The 13,622-nt window shown below is 72.3% G+C and carries 11 protein-coding genes and 5 tRNA genes; 12 read left to right on the top strand and 4 right to left on the bottom strand.

The window, feature by feature from the left end; genetic code table 11:
- Window positions 1–47: 47 nt before the first annotated feature.
- The 3 genes from ACIGXM_RS32530 to ACIGXM_RS32520 form a co-directional block, all read right to left on the bottom strand.
- Window positions 48–473, bottom strand: coding sequence for a DUF742 domain-containing protein (locus tag ACIGXM_RS32530; RefSeq protein ID WP_396567279.1), 426 nt, complete (start codon window positions 471–473; stop codon window positions 48–50).
- 98 nt (window positions 474–571) lie between these two features.
- On the bottom strand, window positions 572–985 hold the full coding sequence (locus ACIGXM_RS32525; RefSeq protein ID WP_280672394.1) for a roadblock/LC7 domain-containing protein: 414 nt from the start codon (window positions 983–985) through the stop codon (window positions 572–574).
- A 10-nt stretch (window positions 986–995) separates the two neighbouring features.
- Window positions 996–5,003, bottom strand: a complete 4,008-nt coding sequence (locus ACIGXM_RS32520) for a nitrate- and nitrite sensing domain-containing protein (protein WP_396567277.1) — start codon at window positions 5,001–5,003, stop codon at window positions 996–998.
- 607 nt (window positions 5,004–5,610) lie between these two features.
- Here ACIGXM_RS32520 and ACIGXM_RS32515 point away from each other — a divergent pair.
- From ACIGXM_RS32515 to ACIGXM_RS32480, 8 genes are all read left to right on the top strand, one after another.
- Window positions 5,611–5,832, top strand: coding sequence for a hypothetical protein (locus tag ACIGXM_RS32515; protein WP_396567275.1), 222 nt, complete (start codon window positions 5,611–5,613; stop codon window positions 5,830–5,832).
- A 119-nt stretch (window positions 5,833–5,951) separates the two neighbouring features.
- Entirely contained in the window at window positions 5,952–6,752 is an 801-nt protein-coding gene (locus ACIGXM_RS32510; RefSeq protein ID WP_396567273.1) for a fumarylacetoacetate hydrolase family protein, read from the top strand.
- Complete coding sequence (gltX, locus tag ACIGXM_RS32505; RefSeq protein WP_396567271.1) at window positions 6,745–8,259, top strand: glutamate--tRNA ligase; 1,515 nt, start codon at window positions 6,745–6,747, stop codon at window positions 8,257–8,259. Before ACIGXM_RS32510 ends, gltX begins: the two co-directional genes overlap by 8 nt.
- A gap of 216 nt (window positions 8,260–8,475) precedes the next feature.
- A tRNA-Gln gene (locus ACIGXM_RS32500) sits at window positions 8,476–8,547 on the top strand.
- A 29-nt stretch (window positions 8,548–8,576) separates the two neighbouring features.
- A tRNA-Glu gene (locus tag ACIGXM_RS32495) sits at window positions 8,577–8,649 on the top strand.
- A gap of 41 nt (window positions 8,650–8,690) precedes the next feature.
- A tRNA-Glu gene (locus ACIGXM_RS32490) sits at window positions 8,691–8,766 on the top strand.
- Window positions 8,767–8,849: 83 nt separating this feature from the next.
- A tRNA-Glu gene (locus ACIGXM_RS32485) sits at window positions 8,850–8,925 on the top strand.
- A gap of 46 nt (window positions 8,926–8,971) precedes the next feature.
- A tRNA-Gln gene (locus ACIGXM_RS32480) sits at window positions 8,972–9,046 on the top strand.
- Window positions 9,047–9,198: 152 nt separating this feature from the next.
- Here the strand turns inward: ACIGXM_RS32480 and ACIGXM_RS32475 are convergent.
- Window positions 9,199–9,912: an IclR family transcriptional regulator gene (locus ACIGXM_RS32475; protein ID WP_035845980.1), complete on the bottom strand. Its 714-nt coding sequence runs from the start codon at window positions 9,910–9,912 to the stop codon at window positions 9,199–9,201.
- 233 nt (window positions 9,913–10,145) lie between these two features.
- On the opposite strand from ACIGXM_RS32475, the gene leuC reads away from it, so the two are divergent.
- The 4 genes from leuC to ACIGXM_RS32455 all read left to right on the top strand — a co-directional run bounded on the left by leuC (window position 10,146) and on the right by ACIGXM_RS32455 (window position 13,495).
- Window positions 10,146–11,567 carry a 3-isopropylmalate dehydratase large subunit gene (gene leuC, locus ACIGXM_RS32470; protein ID WP_396567268.1) on the top strand — a complete coding sequence of 474 codons (1,422 nt, stop codon included), beginning with the start codon at window positions 10,146–10,148 and terminating at the stop codon, window positions 11,565–11,567.
- A 5-nt stretch (window positions 11,568–11,572) separates the two neighbouring features.
- Window positions 11,573–12,169, top strand: coding sequence for a 3-isopropylmalate dehydratase small subunit (gene leuD, locus ACIGXM_RS32465; RefSeq protein WP_396567266.1), 597 nt, complete (start codon window positions 11,573–11,575; stop codon window positions 12,167–12,169).
- A 329-nt stretch (window positions 12,170–12,498) separates the two neighbouring features.
- Entirely contained in the window at window positions 12,499–12,687 is a 189-nt protein-coding gene (locus ACIGXM_RS32460; RefSeq protein WP_396567287.1) for a hypothetical protein, read from the top strand.
- A gap of 133 nt (window positions 12,688–12,820) precedes the next feature.
- Window positions 12,821–13,495: an HU family DNA-binding protein gene (locus tag ACIGXM_RS32455; RefSeq protein WP_396567264.1), complete on the top strand. Its 675-nt coding sequence runs from the start codon at window positions 12,821–12,823 to the stop codon at window positions 13,493–13,495.
- Window positions 13,496–13,622 lie beyond the last annotated feature (127 nt).

Here is a 13,622-nt window from a genome sequence, read left to right as displayed (position 1 = left end):
CTGCGACGACGATCTTCGCCGAGGTGGTGGCGCGGGTGGCCGCGGGGCTAGAGCTTGCGAAGTCCACTGAGGACCCTTTCGAGCAGCGTGACGTCCGGCGTTCCGCCCGACTCGCCACCGGCGGCGGGCTGGTGGATGGCGACCAGGCCGGCCTCGGCCAGGTCCGCCACGAGGATCCGCGCCACCCCGAGCGGGACACCGGCCAGAGCCGAGATCTCGGCGACGGACTTGACCTCGCGGCAGAGCTGGACGATCCGCTGGTGCTCGGGGAGCAGCCCGGTGGGTCGGTTGGCCGTCGCGGTGGTCGAGATCAGCGCCTCGATGGCGAGCTGGTACCGCGGACGGGTGCGACCACCGGTCATGGCGTACGGCCGGACCAGCGGCTGCTGCTCGTAGCCACCGTTGTTCTGGTCGCCGTAGCCGGAGCCGTACCCGTTGCCGTACGAGCCGGCCGGTGTCGGGGGCGGGGTCATCTGGATCCTCCTAGCACTGCGGCTGAGTCGGCGTCAGCTGGGGGTGTGGGAACCGGGCCCGGGGAGACCGGGCCCGGTGTTGGTGCTGAGTGTCGCTGTCAGTGCAAGAGGCTGCCTTGGAGTTCGGCGCGCAGCGCGGGGGTGAGGACGGCGCCGGCGCGGTCGACCAGGAGGGCCATCTCGTAGCCGACCAGGCCGATGTCGGAGTCGGGGGAGGCGAGGACGGCGAGGGAGGAGCCGTCGGAGACGGCCATGAGGAAGAGGAAGCCCCGTTCCATCTCGACCACGGTCTGGTTGACGTCGCCGCCCTCGAAGATCCGGCTGGCGCCGGAGGTGAGGGAGGTGAGGCCGGAGGCGACGGCGGCGAGTTGGTCGGCGCGGTCGCGGGGGAAGCCCTCGGACATGGCGAGCAGGAGACCGTCGGCGGAGACCACCACCGTGTGCGACACCCCGGGGGTGTTGTCCACGAAATTGGTGATCAGCCAGTTCAGGTTGCTGGCAGCCTGGCTCATCTGACTCAACTCAACGCTCCTGGTTGTCGGTGCCGAAGCCGGCGGTGCCCGGGCGGCCAGGGCCGCGGCCACCATCCGCTGACTGCGCACGGTAGTCCTGCCGGCTTTCGCCGGTACCAGCGGGGCGTCCGAACTCGTCGAACTGCTGGTTGACCACGGGGATTCCCTGGGTGGCCTCGGCGCCCGCCCGGCGGCCCTGCTGGATGCCGCGGCGCAGGTTGGTGAGTCGGCCGCGGACCTCCTCGGGGGACCGGGAGACCTGAGGGCCGGTCAGCGGCGCCGCCTCGGCGGTGCCGGCGACCAGGTTGGCCTGCGGGGTCCGGCGGGGCAGCCCGGACAGGGTCACCCCGTCCGAACTGGGCTCGCGCAGCTGCTCGGCCCGGCGCCAGCGCTCGTCGTTGGCGGACGGACGCCAGGGCGCCTCACCCTGCTGCGGCGCCTGCGGCTGCTGCTGCGGGGCCGGACGCTGCGGCTGGGCCTGCTGCGGCTGGCTCTGCTGGCCGCCGGCCGGCTGCTGCGGCTGGGGGAAGCCGGGTGCGCTGGTCCCGGGCCGCTGCGGCTGGTAGGGCCGCGGACGGCCCTGCTGCTCGCCGGTCGGCTGCTGCGGCTGGCCCGGCTGGCCCGGCTGGTTCACCTGGACCGAGGCCATCCGGTTGGCGCCGCCGTTGCGGATCGGCTGCTGCTGCTCCGGTCGGCCGGCCGACTGCCGCGGCGGCAGGGCCGGCTGCGGGGCCTGCTGGTGCATCGGCTGCTGCGGCACGGGCTGCTGCGACATCGGCTGCTGGGGCCGGCCCTGGAGCTGGCCCTGGCCCTGCTGGAGCTGCTGGCCCTGCGGCTGGCCCGGGAACGGCTGCTGCTGCGGGGCCTGCGGGCGCTCCTCGACCGGCGGACGCTCCGGCCGCGCTGCCGGGCTGGCCACGCTCGGCAGCACCGGCTCGACCAGGCCGAGGCCCAGCGGGTCACGCGGGTCGATGTCGCTGGCCTCGAAGCGCGGCCGGGCGAACTGCACGGTGCTCTCGGCCGGCGCCGGTTCCGGGGTCGGCCGGGCGGCGGCCGGCGGCTGGATGGCGGGCTGCTGACCGGTCGGCTGCGGCATGGGCTGGCGCGGTGCGGCCTGCTGGGGCGCGGGCTGCTGCGGGGCCTGCGACTGCTGCGGAGCGGGCGGCCGCACCGCCGGCTGCTGCAGGGTGGGCGGGCCCTGACGGTCCCGGTCCTGCTGGCGCGGCGCTGGCGCACCCGCGGCCGGGCGACCCTGCGGACGGCCCTGGTCCGGGCCCTGCGCGCCCGGGCGGCGCTGCGGCAGGCCGCCGGGGGCGGTCGGGCCGGCCTGGCCGGGCTGCGGCCGCTCGGCGCGGTCCGCTCCGGCCGCCGGCAGTTCGGCGCCGGTACGCGTCCGATCCTGGCCCGGCTGCCGGCCCTGCGGGGCCGCCGGCCGGTCGGCCGGAGCGCCTTGCGCGGGCGTGCCACCACGGCGCGGCAGGCCGGCCGTGCCGCGCGGCGTGCCGGCAGCGGGCGGCGGGGTCTCCCGCAGCGACTGGCCGACCGAGCGGGTCGGCAGGCCACCGGTCGGCGCGCCCTGCGCGGGCTGGCCGGGGGTGGGCTGGCCGGGGGTGGGCTGGCCGGGCTGGCCGGCCGCGGGCCGGCTCGGCCCCTGGCCCAGCTGCGGACGGCCGCCGGGCGCACCCTGACCGCCACCCGGCCCCTGGCCGAGCGCGGGCGGCGTCGGACGCCCGCCGGCCGCGTCGGGACCGGCCGGCAGCGGGCGCTGCTGACGCCCGGTCGGAGTCACCCCGCGCTGCTGCTTGGCCGCCGCCTGGCCGCCGGCCGGCGCGCCCGGACGGGCGTTGCCCCGGCGGTCGGCGGAGTTGGTGACGTCCACCGGGAGCATGACCAGCGCGGTGGTGCCGCCGGAGTCGCTGGGGCGCAGCTGGATCCGGATGCCGTGGCGCAGCGAGAGGCGGCCGACCACGAAGAGGCCCATGCGGCGGGAGACCGAGACGTCCACGGTGGGCGGGTTGGCCAGGCGCTCGTTGATCTCGGCGAGGTCGTCGGGGCTGAGGCCGATGCCGGTGTCGTGGATCTCGACCAGCACCCGGCCGTCCGGCAGGGCGTGGCCGGTGAGCCGGACCCGGGTCTGCGGGCTGGAGAACGAGGTGGCGTTCTCCAGCAGCTCGGCGAGCAGGTGGACGAGGTCGTTGACGACCCGGCCGGCCACCTCGGCCGAGGGGATCGCGGCGAGCTCGATGCGCTCGTACTGCTCGACCTCGGAGGCGGCGGCGCGCAGCACGTCGACCAGCGGGACCGGCCGGGTCCACCGGCGGCCCGGGTCCTCGCCCGCGAGGACCAGCAGGTTCTCACCGTTGCGGCGCATGCGGGTGGCCAGGTGGTCCAGCTTGAAGAGGCTGGCCAGCTGGTCGGGGTCGGCCTCGCGGCTCTCCAGCTCGGAGATCAGCGAGAGCTGACGCTGGATCAGACCCTGGCTGCGGCGCGAGAGGTTGGTGAACATCGCGTTGATGTTGCCGCGGAGCAGGGCCTGCTCGGCGGCCAGCCGGACCGCCTCGCTGTGCACCAGGTCGAACGCGTGGGCCACGTGGCCGATCTCGTCGGCCGAGTCGATGCCGACCGGTTCCACCGTGACGTCGACGTCGTGCGGGTCGCTCTCGGAGAGCGTCTTGACCAGCTCGGGCAGTCGCCGCTCGGCGACGTCCTCGGCCGCGTTCTGCAGCGTGGTCAGCGAGCGCACCATCGAGCGGGCCACCAGCGCGGCGCCGATGACGGTGATCAGCAGCACCAGCGCGATCAGCACACCGTTGAGGATCGCGTCGTTGTCGGCCTGCGACTGCAACGACTGGGCCTTGCCCTTGAGCTCGTCGACCAGCTGGCTCTCGATCGCGCCCTCGTTGTCGACCCGGACGCTGGCCTGCTCGTACCAGTCGAGGTAGGTCCGCGGCTGGGCGGTGCGGATGCCGTTGGGCTGCAGCACCTGCTGCGCGTAGCGGTCGGCCAGCGAGATCTCGGAGTTGTAGTTCAGCCGGGCGCGCAGCTTCTCGGCCGCGGTGGCGCCGTAGATCGAGTTGAAGTTGGTGACCGCGTTCTGGAACGAGTTCTGCAGACGCAGGCCGAAGTTCTGGTCGGAGGTGCTGAGGTCGGCGCCGCCGGGACGGGCCAGCGCGGCGCTGATCAGCGCGCGCTGCTCGGAGCTGGCGTCCTTCTCCAGCGCGAACTGCTGGAGCGCGCGGGTGGCGGTGACCAGTTCGGAGTTGGAGGAGGTGAGCGCGATGTCCTGGGTGATCGCGAGCAGGTCCTGGATGATCGTGTCGTAGGACGCGATCGTGGTCTCGATGTTGTCGACCTGGGTGTACGCGCTGGTGCGGATCACCGGCAGCAGGGTCATGTCCTTGCGGACCTGCATGAGCAGGGAGTTGCCGCCGGACAGGTTCATGTTGTCGAAGGAGTCGGCCCGGGAGTTGTAGGCCTTGCTCAGGTTGTCCGTCTGCTGCCGGGCCGCGTCGACCTCGGAGTCGTCCTGGCCCGGGTTGGCGGTCAGCGGGCCGGCGCTGACGTCGCGCTCGGTCTCCAGGGCGTCGGCCAGCGCGGTGGCCTTGGCGGCCAGGTCGCTCAGGTTGGCCATCTGGGCCAGCTGCTGGGAGCTCTGCATGGCGCTGGTGATGCGCAGGCCACCGAGGACGGTGGCGACCACCACGGGAAGCAGCAGCAGGGCGATCAGGCGGGTGCGGATGCGCCAGTTGCGCATGCGTATCCGGCTCATGCCGGTGGCGCGCCGCCGGGTGAGCCCGCCGCGCAGCCGGGAGCGCCCGGCGGGCCGGCCCTCCTCCGTACCGTCACCGTCGCCCGCCGCGTCGCCCGTCTCGGGGTCGACCCCGGGGGTGGCGAACTGCTGGTCGGCCGGACGGTCGTCCGCGGCGGCGTCCAACGCCGGCTGATGGGGGGCGGCCTGCGGCTCGGCGGAATCCGGCTGGCTCGCGGCGCCGCTGCCCCTCTTGAAACGTCCCTGCACTGGCGTCGCAACCTCTGGACCGGGCGCCCCGCCGCGTTGCCGCGGTCGGGACGGTGGCGAGTCGTTCGTTATTCGGCATGCCGGCCGTTCCGGGCATGCACACGAGCCGCCGTGGGTAGGTCCTTGGAGCTGCGGGGGTTCCGGTGAGCGGTCGACGGAATCGCGGTGCGCAGCGGTCGCAGGGCCAAGGAGGGTTCCCCTCCGGCGGTTCGTGGCATTCCAGCACAGCGGGGGAACTCCAACAAGGGGCGGGGTGGGCGGGCGCAGGGGGCTACCGAGTGCGCGTGGGGCCTCACGGACGGTGGCGCAGAAGCTGCCAATACCTCCCTTTTCGGACACTTGCCGCGCCGGCCGCCGCCGCTGGCCGCCCGATCGCCTTCCCGATATGCCGGAAACTGCACGATTGTCGGAAATTACTTCTTGGGTGAAATATCCAGTTTGCGGCGCTTGTTCGGGATTTTGTGAGCAAACTCACAGCCAAATGTGTAGCTTTGGTCACGGTGCCTGTGGAATGAGATCCCTACGCTGGCTGGTTGTAGCGCTCCCGTACGTCAGCGCCCCCGACCGTGAGAGCGGGGCGCCCCCCGAACCCGAGGTGTAGAACGCGATGTCCCTGAAGCCGGCCAAGGCGGCCCCCAAGTCGACGCTCGCCTCCCGTCCGACCGCGAACCCGCGCCGGACGACGCTGGCCTCGGTCGCCGACTTCGGTCAGCTGCCCGGCGTCCGGTCCAGCCAGGAGCCGGTCGAGTACCCGGTCGAGCTGCCGACCCAGACGGCCAACCCGCGCCGCACCATCCTGATGACCCTCCCGGAGCAGCAGCGGGCCTGAGCGGCCTCCTCGCCAACTCCCACCCCGAGGGCGCCGTCACCGCTGGTGGCGGCGCCCTCGGCCGTTTCCTGGCGATAGCCTGGAGCGGAACCGACACAGCACCGAAAGGTTGCCCAGCCGTGCGCATTGCCAGGTTTTCTGTCCGGGAAGGAAGCCCTGCCGCCGGCAGCGTCTCCTTCGGCGTGGTCGAGGGCGACACCTCCCAACCGGAGTCGCTGATGGTGCACGCCCTGGCCGGCCACCCCTTCGGTCAGCCGCAGCCGACCGGCGAGACCCACCGGCTGGCGGACGTCCGGCTGCTGACCCCGATGCTGCCCAGCAAGATCGTCGCGGTCGGTCGCAACTACGCCGAGCACGCGGCCGAGCTGGGCAACGCCGTCCCGGACGTGCCGCTCACCTTCTTCAAGCCCTCCACCGCGGTGATCGGCCCGACCGAGGCGATCGCCTACCCGCCGTTCTCCGCCGACGTCCAGCACGAGGCGGAGCTGGCCGTGGTGATCGGCCGGATGTGCCGCGAGGTACCGCTGGAGCGGGTGCCCGAGGTGATCTTCGGCTACACCTGCGCCAACGACGTCACCGCGCGTGACGTCCAGCAGCGCGAGGGCCAGTGGGCCCGGGCCAAGGGCTTCGACACCGCCTGCCCGCTCGGCCCGTGGATCGAGACCGACCTCGACCCGGCCGACCTGGCCGTCACCTGCACGGTCAACGGCGAGCTGCGGCAGAGCGGCCGGACCTCGCAGATGGTCCGCGACGTCGCCGCGCTGATCGTGCACATCTCCGAGGCCATGACGCTGCTCCCGGGTGACGTCATCCTCACCGGCACCCCCGCGGGTGTCGGCCCCCTGAACGTCGGCGACGAGGTCGCCGTCTCCATCGAAGGCATCGGCACACTCGCCAATAAGGTGATCAAGCGTGGCTAACTCCACCCCGGCGGAGCTCGACCCCACGGTCCGGGTCCGCTTCTGCCCCTCTCCGACCGGCAACCCGCACGTCGGCCTGGTCCGCACCGCCCTCTTCAACTGGGCCTTCGCCCGCCACCACGGCGGCACGCTGGTGTTCCGGATCGAGGACACCGACGCGGCCCGGGACTCCGAGGAGTCGTACCAGCAGCTGCTCGACGCCATGCGCTGGCTCGGCTTCGACTGGGACGAGGGTCCGGAGGTCGGCGGCCCGCACGAGCCGTACCGGCAGTCCCAGCGGATGGACATCTACGCGGACGTGGCGCGCCGGCTGCACGAGGCCGGCCACGCCTACGAGTGCTTCTGCACCACCGAGGAACTGGACACCCGCCGCGAGGCCGCCCGCGCGGCCGGCAAGCCCTCCGGCTACGACGGCAAGTGCCGCACCCTGACCGACGAGCAGCGGGCCGCGTACCGGGCCGAGGGCCGCCCGGCGGTGCTGCGCTTCCGGATGCCCGACCAGACCATCGTCTTCGACGACCTGGTCCGCGGCACCCTCAGCTTCGACCCCAAGGACGTGCCGGACTACGGCATCCTGCGGGCCAACGGCGCTCCGCTCTACACCCTGGTCAACCCGGTGGACGACGCGCTGATGGGGATCACCCACGTGCTGCGCGGGGAGGACCTGCTCTCCTCCACCCCGCGTCAGATCGCGCTCTACGCCGCGCTGGCCGAGATCGGCGTCGGCACCGGCCGGACCCCGCGCTTCGGCCACCTGCCGTACGTGATGGGCGAGGGCAACAAGAAGCTCTCCAAGCGTGACCCGCAGGCCAGCCTCAACCTCTACCGCGAGCGCGGCTTCCTGCCCGAGGGCCTGCTCAACTACCTGGCGCTGCTCGGCTGGTCGCTCTCCGAGGACAACGACCACTTCTCGATGGACGAGCTGGTGGCCGCCTTCGACATCGGCAAGGTGAACTCCAACCCGGCCCGCTTCGACCTGAAGAAGGCCGAGGCGATCAACGCCCGGCACGTGCGCGAGCTGGCCCCGGCGGAGTTCGTCCGCCGGCTCGTCCCGTACCTGCAGGCCCCCGGCCTGCTCCCGGCCGAGCCCACCGAGGCGCAGCTGGAGCTGCTGGCCAAGGCGGCGCCGCTGACCCAGGAGCGGATGGTGGTGCTCGGCGAGATCGTCGACATGGCCGGCTTCCTCTTCGTCGACCCGGCCGACTTCTCGGTCAACGCCGACGACGCGGCCAAGGTGCTCACGGCGGACGCCCGTCCGGTGCTGGAGTCCGGGATCAAGGCGCTGGAGGCGGTCGGGGAGTTCACCCCGGAGCCGATCCAGGCGGCGCTGCGCGAGGCGCTGGTCGAGGGTCTGGGGCTGAAGCCCAAGTTCGCCTTCACCCCGCTGCGGGTGGCGGTCACCGGCCGGCGGATCTCCCCGCCGCTCTTCGAGTCGATGGAGCTGCTCGGCCGCGCCGAGACGCTGCGCCGGCTCGCCCTGGCGCTGGAGTCGCTGCCGGCCGCCTGAGGCCCGTTCTCGGCCCGGTCCGCCCTGGTCACGGCGTCCGTCGTGACCAGGGCCACGGCCGGCCTGCGGTTATCGATTTTGGAGCGGGGCCGGGCGTCGGGTAATGTTCTTTCTGCGCCGCCCGGGAGGGAACGGCAGAGGGACCAGAAACCTCGCCAAGATCGACCAACGGCGCAAGCACCGAGCAAGACCCCTGGTTCAGGGGTTGCGTTCTGGTGGGGTATGGTGTAATTGGCAGCACGAGTGATTCTGGTTCATTTAGTCTAGGTTCGAGTCCTGGTACCCCAGCGCAGTACCTGTGGTAAAGAGCAGTACAAGCCCCCGTTGTGTAGCGGCCTAGCACGCTGCCCTCTCACGGCAGTAGCGCCGGTTCGAATCCGGTCGGGGGTACGCGATGCACGAGTGGCGAAAGCGACGCGTGTGGAGCAGGAGCCCCCGTTGTGTAGCGGCCTAGCACGCTGCCCTCTCACGGCAGTAGCGCCGGTTCGAATCCGGTCGGGGGTACCAGATCCTTCATCAGCCACCATCCGGCTGCCCGCTCCGTAGTCCGGGGCAGGGCCCGGAGGCGGCGAAGCTGGATCACCAAGTTTGCCCCCGTTGTGTAGCGGCCTAGCACGCTGCCCTCTCACGGCAGTAGCGCCGGTTCGAATCCGGTCGGGGGTACCAGAGCAGTCAGGCCGGTGGGCACTGCCCATCGGCTGGGCTGCTTTGTTGGGATATGGTGTAATTGGCAGCACGACTGATTCTGGTTCAGTTAGTCTAGGTTCGAGTCCTGGTATCCCAGCCAGTAGGAAAGCCCCCGGCGAGGGGGCTTTTTGCGTTTCCGGGCCGGGTTCGCCGGCCTTTTCCCGGGTGATTCCCGGCGATTTCCGCGGCGGGCCGGGACGGCTGTGGGCGGGCCCCGGTCCGGGGCCCGCCCACTCGTCCCGTCAGCTGTCGTCAGCCGCGTCGCAGCGCATCGGTGAGCCGGTTGGCGGCCTCGATGATGGCCTGTGCGTGCAGCCGGCCGGGGTGGCGGGTGAGCCGCTCGATCGGGCCGGAGACCGAGACCGCGGCCACCACCCGGTTGGAGGGCCCGCGGACCGGAGCCGAGACGGAGGCCACGCCGGGCTCGCGCTCGCCGATCGACTGCGCCCAGCCACGGCGCCGGACGCCGCTCAGCGCGGTGGCGGTGAAGCGGGCGCCCTGCAGGCCGCGGTGGAGCCGTTCGGGCTCCTCCCAGGCGAGCAGGACCTGGGCGGCCGAGCCGGCCTTCATCGGCAGGGTGCTGCCGACCGGGACGGTGTCCCGCAGGCCGGAGAGCCGCTCGGCGGCGGCGACGCAGATCCGCATCTCGCCCTGTCGGCGGTAGAGCTGTGCGCTCTCGCCGGTGACGTCGCGCAGGTGGGTCAGGACCGGGCCCGCGGTGGCGAGCAGCCGGTCCTCGCCCGCCGCGGCGGAGAGTTCGGCAAGTCGGGGGCCGAGGATGAACCGGCCCTGCATGTCCCTGGTGACCAGGCGGTGGTGTTCGAGCGCGACGGCGAGTCGGTGGGCCGTGGGCCGCGCCAAGCCGGTGGCGGCGACCAGCCCCGCCAACGTGGCGGGGCCCGACTCCAGTGCGCTGAGCACCAGAGCGGCCTTGTCGAGAACGCCGACGCCGCTAGTGTTGTCCATGCGCTAAGACTGCAGTCTCATTCCGCGAGACGCAAGTTCAATCTCGCGAGAAAAGCGCCACCCTGGATGGAGCAGCCCGGGAGACACCCCCGGCGCAGGCCGCCGACCGCGGCCTGCCCGCGGCCACGATCCGGCGTGCAGGTCCGCCCAGACGCGAGCCTCACCAGGACGGCACGGGAAGTGACCTCATTCACACGAGAAGGCCGGCAGAGCGGCCGGCTGGAGGGAACGCGATGGGACGGACACTGGCAGAGAAGGTCTGGGACGACCACGTCGTCCGGCGTGCCGAGGGCGAGCCCGACCTGCTCTACATCGATCTGCACCTGCTGCACGAGGTGACCAGCCCGCAGGCCTTCGACGGCCTCCGGCTGGCCGGCCGGAAGGTCCGCCGGACCGATCTGACGATCGCCACCGAGGACCACAACACGCCCACCCTCGACATCGACAAGCCCATCGCCGACCCCGTCTCCAAGGTGCAGCTGGAGACCCTGCGCCGCAACGCGGCCGAGTTCGGGGTGCGGATCCACTCGCTGGGCGACGTCGAACAGGGCGTCGTCCACGTGGTGGGACCGCAGCTGGGACTGACCCAGCCGGGCATGACCGTGGTCTGCGGCGACTCCCACACCTCGACCCACGGCGCCTTCGGCGCGCTGGCGTTCGGGATCGGCACCAGCCAGGTGGAGCACGTGCTGGCCACCCAGACCCTGCCGCTGGCGCCGTTCCGCACCATGGCGATCACGGTCGAGGGCGAGCTGCCGGCCGGGGTCACCGCCAAGGACCTGATCCTGGCGGTGATCGCCCGGATCGGCACCGGCGGCGGCCAGGGCTACGTCCTGGAGTACCGCGGCTCGGCCATCCGGGGCCTCTCCATGGAGGCCCGGATGACGATCTGCAACATGTCCATCGAGGCGGGCGCCCGGGCCGGCATGATCGCCCCGGACCAGACCACCTTCGACTACCTCGAGGGCCGTCCGCACGCCCCGCGGGGCGCCGACTGGGACGCCGCCGTCGAGTACTGGCGGACCCTGGCCACCGACGAGGACGCCGTCTTCGACGCCGAGGTCCTGATCGACGCCGACGAGCTGACCCCGTTCGTCACCTGGGGCACCAATCCCGGTCAGGGCGCCCCGCTGGGCTCGGTGGTCCCGGACCCGGCCTCGTTCGAGGACCCGCAGGAGCGCACCGCCGCCGAGAACGCGCTGGCCTACATGGGCCTGACGGCCGGCACCCCGCTGCGCGAGGTCCCGGTCGACGCGGTCTTCGTCGGCTCCTGCACCAACGGCCGGATCGAGGACCTGCGGGCCGCGGCCGCCGTGCTGGAGGGCCGCGCGGTCGCCGAGGGCGTCCGGATGCTGGTGGTCCCGGGCTCGGTCCGGGTCGCGCTGCAGGCCGTCGAGGAGGGCCTGGACAAGGTCTTCACCGCGGCCGGCGCCGAATGGCGGCACGCGGGTTGCTCGATGTGCCTGGGGATGAACCCGGACCAACTGGCCCCGGGCGAGCGCTGCGCCTCCACCTCGAACCGCAACTTCGAAGGCCGGCAGGGCAAGGGCGGTCGCACCCACCTGGTCTCCCCCCAGGTCGCCGCCGCCACCGCCGTCCTCGGCCGGCTCGCCGCGCCGGCCGACCTGTCGTCCAACGTCGCCGTGGAGGTCTGAGGCAGATGGAGAAGTTCACCTCGCACACCGGTCGGGCCGTTCCGCTGCGCCGCAGCAACGTCGACACCGACCAGATCATCCCGGCGCACTGGCTGAAGAAGGTCACCCGCTCGGGTTTCGAGGACGGCCTGTTCGAGGCCTGGCGCAAGGACCCGGCGTTCGTGCTCAACCAGCCCGAACGCCACGGTGCGACGGTCCTGGTGGCCGGTCCCGAGTTCGGCACCGGTTCGTCCCGCGAGCACGCCGTCTGGGCGCTGCAGAACTACGGCTTCCAGGTGGTCCTCTCCTCCCGCTTCGCCGACATCTTCCGTGGCAACTCGCTGAAGAACGGCCTGCTCACGGTGGTCCTGCCGCAGCAGACGGTGGAGCGGCTGTGGGCGTTGACCGAGGCCGACCCGACCGCCGAGATCACCGTCGACCTGGAGAGCCGCACGGTCCGCGCCGAGGGCGTGGAAGCCTCGTTCGAGCTGGACGAGAACGCCCGTTGGCGGCTGCTCAACGGCCTGGACGACATCAGCATCACGCTGCGGAACGCTGATGACATCACCACCTTCGAACGCACCCGACCGGCCTTCAAGCCGCGCACCCTGCCGGTGCCCTGAGCAAGACCTTTCTGACGTCGCACCGGATGGCCCGCCCTCCCCTCGGGGGGGCGGGCCATCCGGTGTTCGGGGGCGAGTTCGGGCCTCTCGGACGCCCCGGATACCCTCCGGGATTACTCCCCGGATGGGGCCGACGCGTCGCAACTCCGAACTGATGGCACAATCGGAGCATGCACCGGCACCATGAACCACCGTACGCGGGCGGCGATCCCGCGTCGGCCGAGTTCGTGGCCCGGGAAGCCGAGAGTCGAATTGACGATCGGCCGGACGTCGGCACCTCACCCGATGAGGCACCGGACGACCCGGAAGTCGCGGCGCTCTACGCGCTTGTGGCAGAGCGGTTGAAGCAGGCTCACGCCCGCGTGCAGGCGCTGCACGTCTCCGCGGAGGCAAAGACCGCTCTCACCCGGCAACTGTTGATCGTCACCGAGACCGCCAAGCGCGATCTCCCGGCGGCGGCCCAGCGGTTGAGTCGCTTTGTGCAGGACCTCGACGAGGGGCGCCCGCCCGTCGTCTGAGGTCGCAGACGCGCAAATCCATTGCGACACTAGGGTGATTCGCGCGTTTGGTAATTGAAAGTCCGCAAATACATGCCTAACGTGCGAATTGAACGGATGGATTCATCCGTCGCCCGTTTCTGAAGGGGAAGACGTGAACAAGGCTCAGCTTGTCGAAGCGGTGGCCGAGCAGCTGGGTGGTCGCAAGGCTGCCGCAGAGGCCGTCGACGCAGTGCTCGACACGATGGTGCGTGCCGTGGTGGCCGGGGACCGGGTTTCGGTCACCGGCTTCGGTACCTTCGAGAAGGTGGAGCGCTCGGCGCGCTTCGCCCGTAACCCGCAGACCGGCGAGCGGGTCAAGGTCAAGAAGACCTCGGTCCCCCGCTTCCGTCCGGGTCAGGGCTTCAAGGACCTGGTCAGCGGCAGCAAGAAGCTGCCGAAGGAGGGCCCCTCGGTCAAGAAGGCCCCCAAGGGCTCGCTGACCCCGGGCAAGGCCGGCACCACCGCCGCCGTGAAGCGCGCCGCCACCAAGCGCGCCGCCGCGGCCGGCGCCGCCGTCACCGAGGCCGCCGCCCCGGCCCGCAAGGCCGCCGCGAAGAAGGCCGCCCCGGCGAAGAAGGCCGCCGCCGTCAAGAAGACCGCCGCGGTGAAGAAGACCGCGGCGGTCAAGAAGACGACCGCTGCCGCCACCAAGACCGCCGCTGCGAAGAAGGCCGCCCCGGCGAAGAAGGCCGCCGCCGTCAAGAAGGCCGCCGCGGTGAAGAAGACCGCGCCGGCGAAGAAGACCACCACCCGCAAGACCACGGCGCGCAAGACCGCCGCGAAGTAGTCTCGTGGGCGGCGCTGCCGCACCAACCGCCGCGGGGGGGGGGGGGGGGGGGGGGGGGGCCCCCCCCCCGGGGGGGGGGGGGGGGGGGGGGGGGGGGGGGGGCGGGGGGGGGGGGGGGGGGGGGGTT

This window comes from Kitasatospora sp. NPDC052896, assembly GCF_044547075.1.
In the GTDB taxonomy this organism is placed as follows: Bacteria; Actinomycetota; Actinomycetes; order Streptomycetales; family Streptomycetaceae; genus Kitasatospora.
This window is presented reverse-complemented; position numbering and strand designations above follow the sequence as displayed.

What these genes read in the sequence shown, in the direction of transcription:
- ACIGXM_RS32530 (WP_396567279.1), bottom strand. Translation starts at nt 473, where the DNA reads ATGACCCCGCCCCCGACACCGGCCGGCTCGTACGGCAACGGGTACGGC.
- ACIGXM_RS32525 (WP_280672394.1), bottom strand. Translation starts at nt 985, where the DNA reads ATGAGCCAGGCTGCCAGCAACCTGAACTGGCTGATCACCAATTTCGTG.
- ACIGXM_RS32515 (WP_396567275.1), top strand. Translation starts at nt 5,611, where the DNA reads ATGTCCCTGAAGCCGGCCAAGGCGGCCCCCAAGTCGACGCTCGCCTCC.
- ACIGXM_RS32475 (WP_035845980.1), bottom strand. Translation starts at nt 9,912, where the DNA reads ATGGACAACACTAGCGGCGTCGGCGTTCTCGACAAGGCCGCTCTGGTG.
- leuC (WP_396567268.1), top strand. Translation starts at nt 10,146, where the DNA reads ATGGGACGGACACTGGCAGAGAAGGTCTGGGACGACCACGTCGTCCGG.
- leuD (WP_396567266.1), top strand. Translation starts at nt 11,573, where the DNA reads ATGGAGAAGTTCACCTCGCACACCGGTCGGGCCGTTCCGCTGCGCCGC.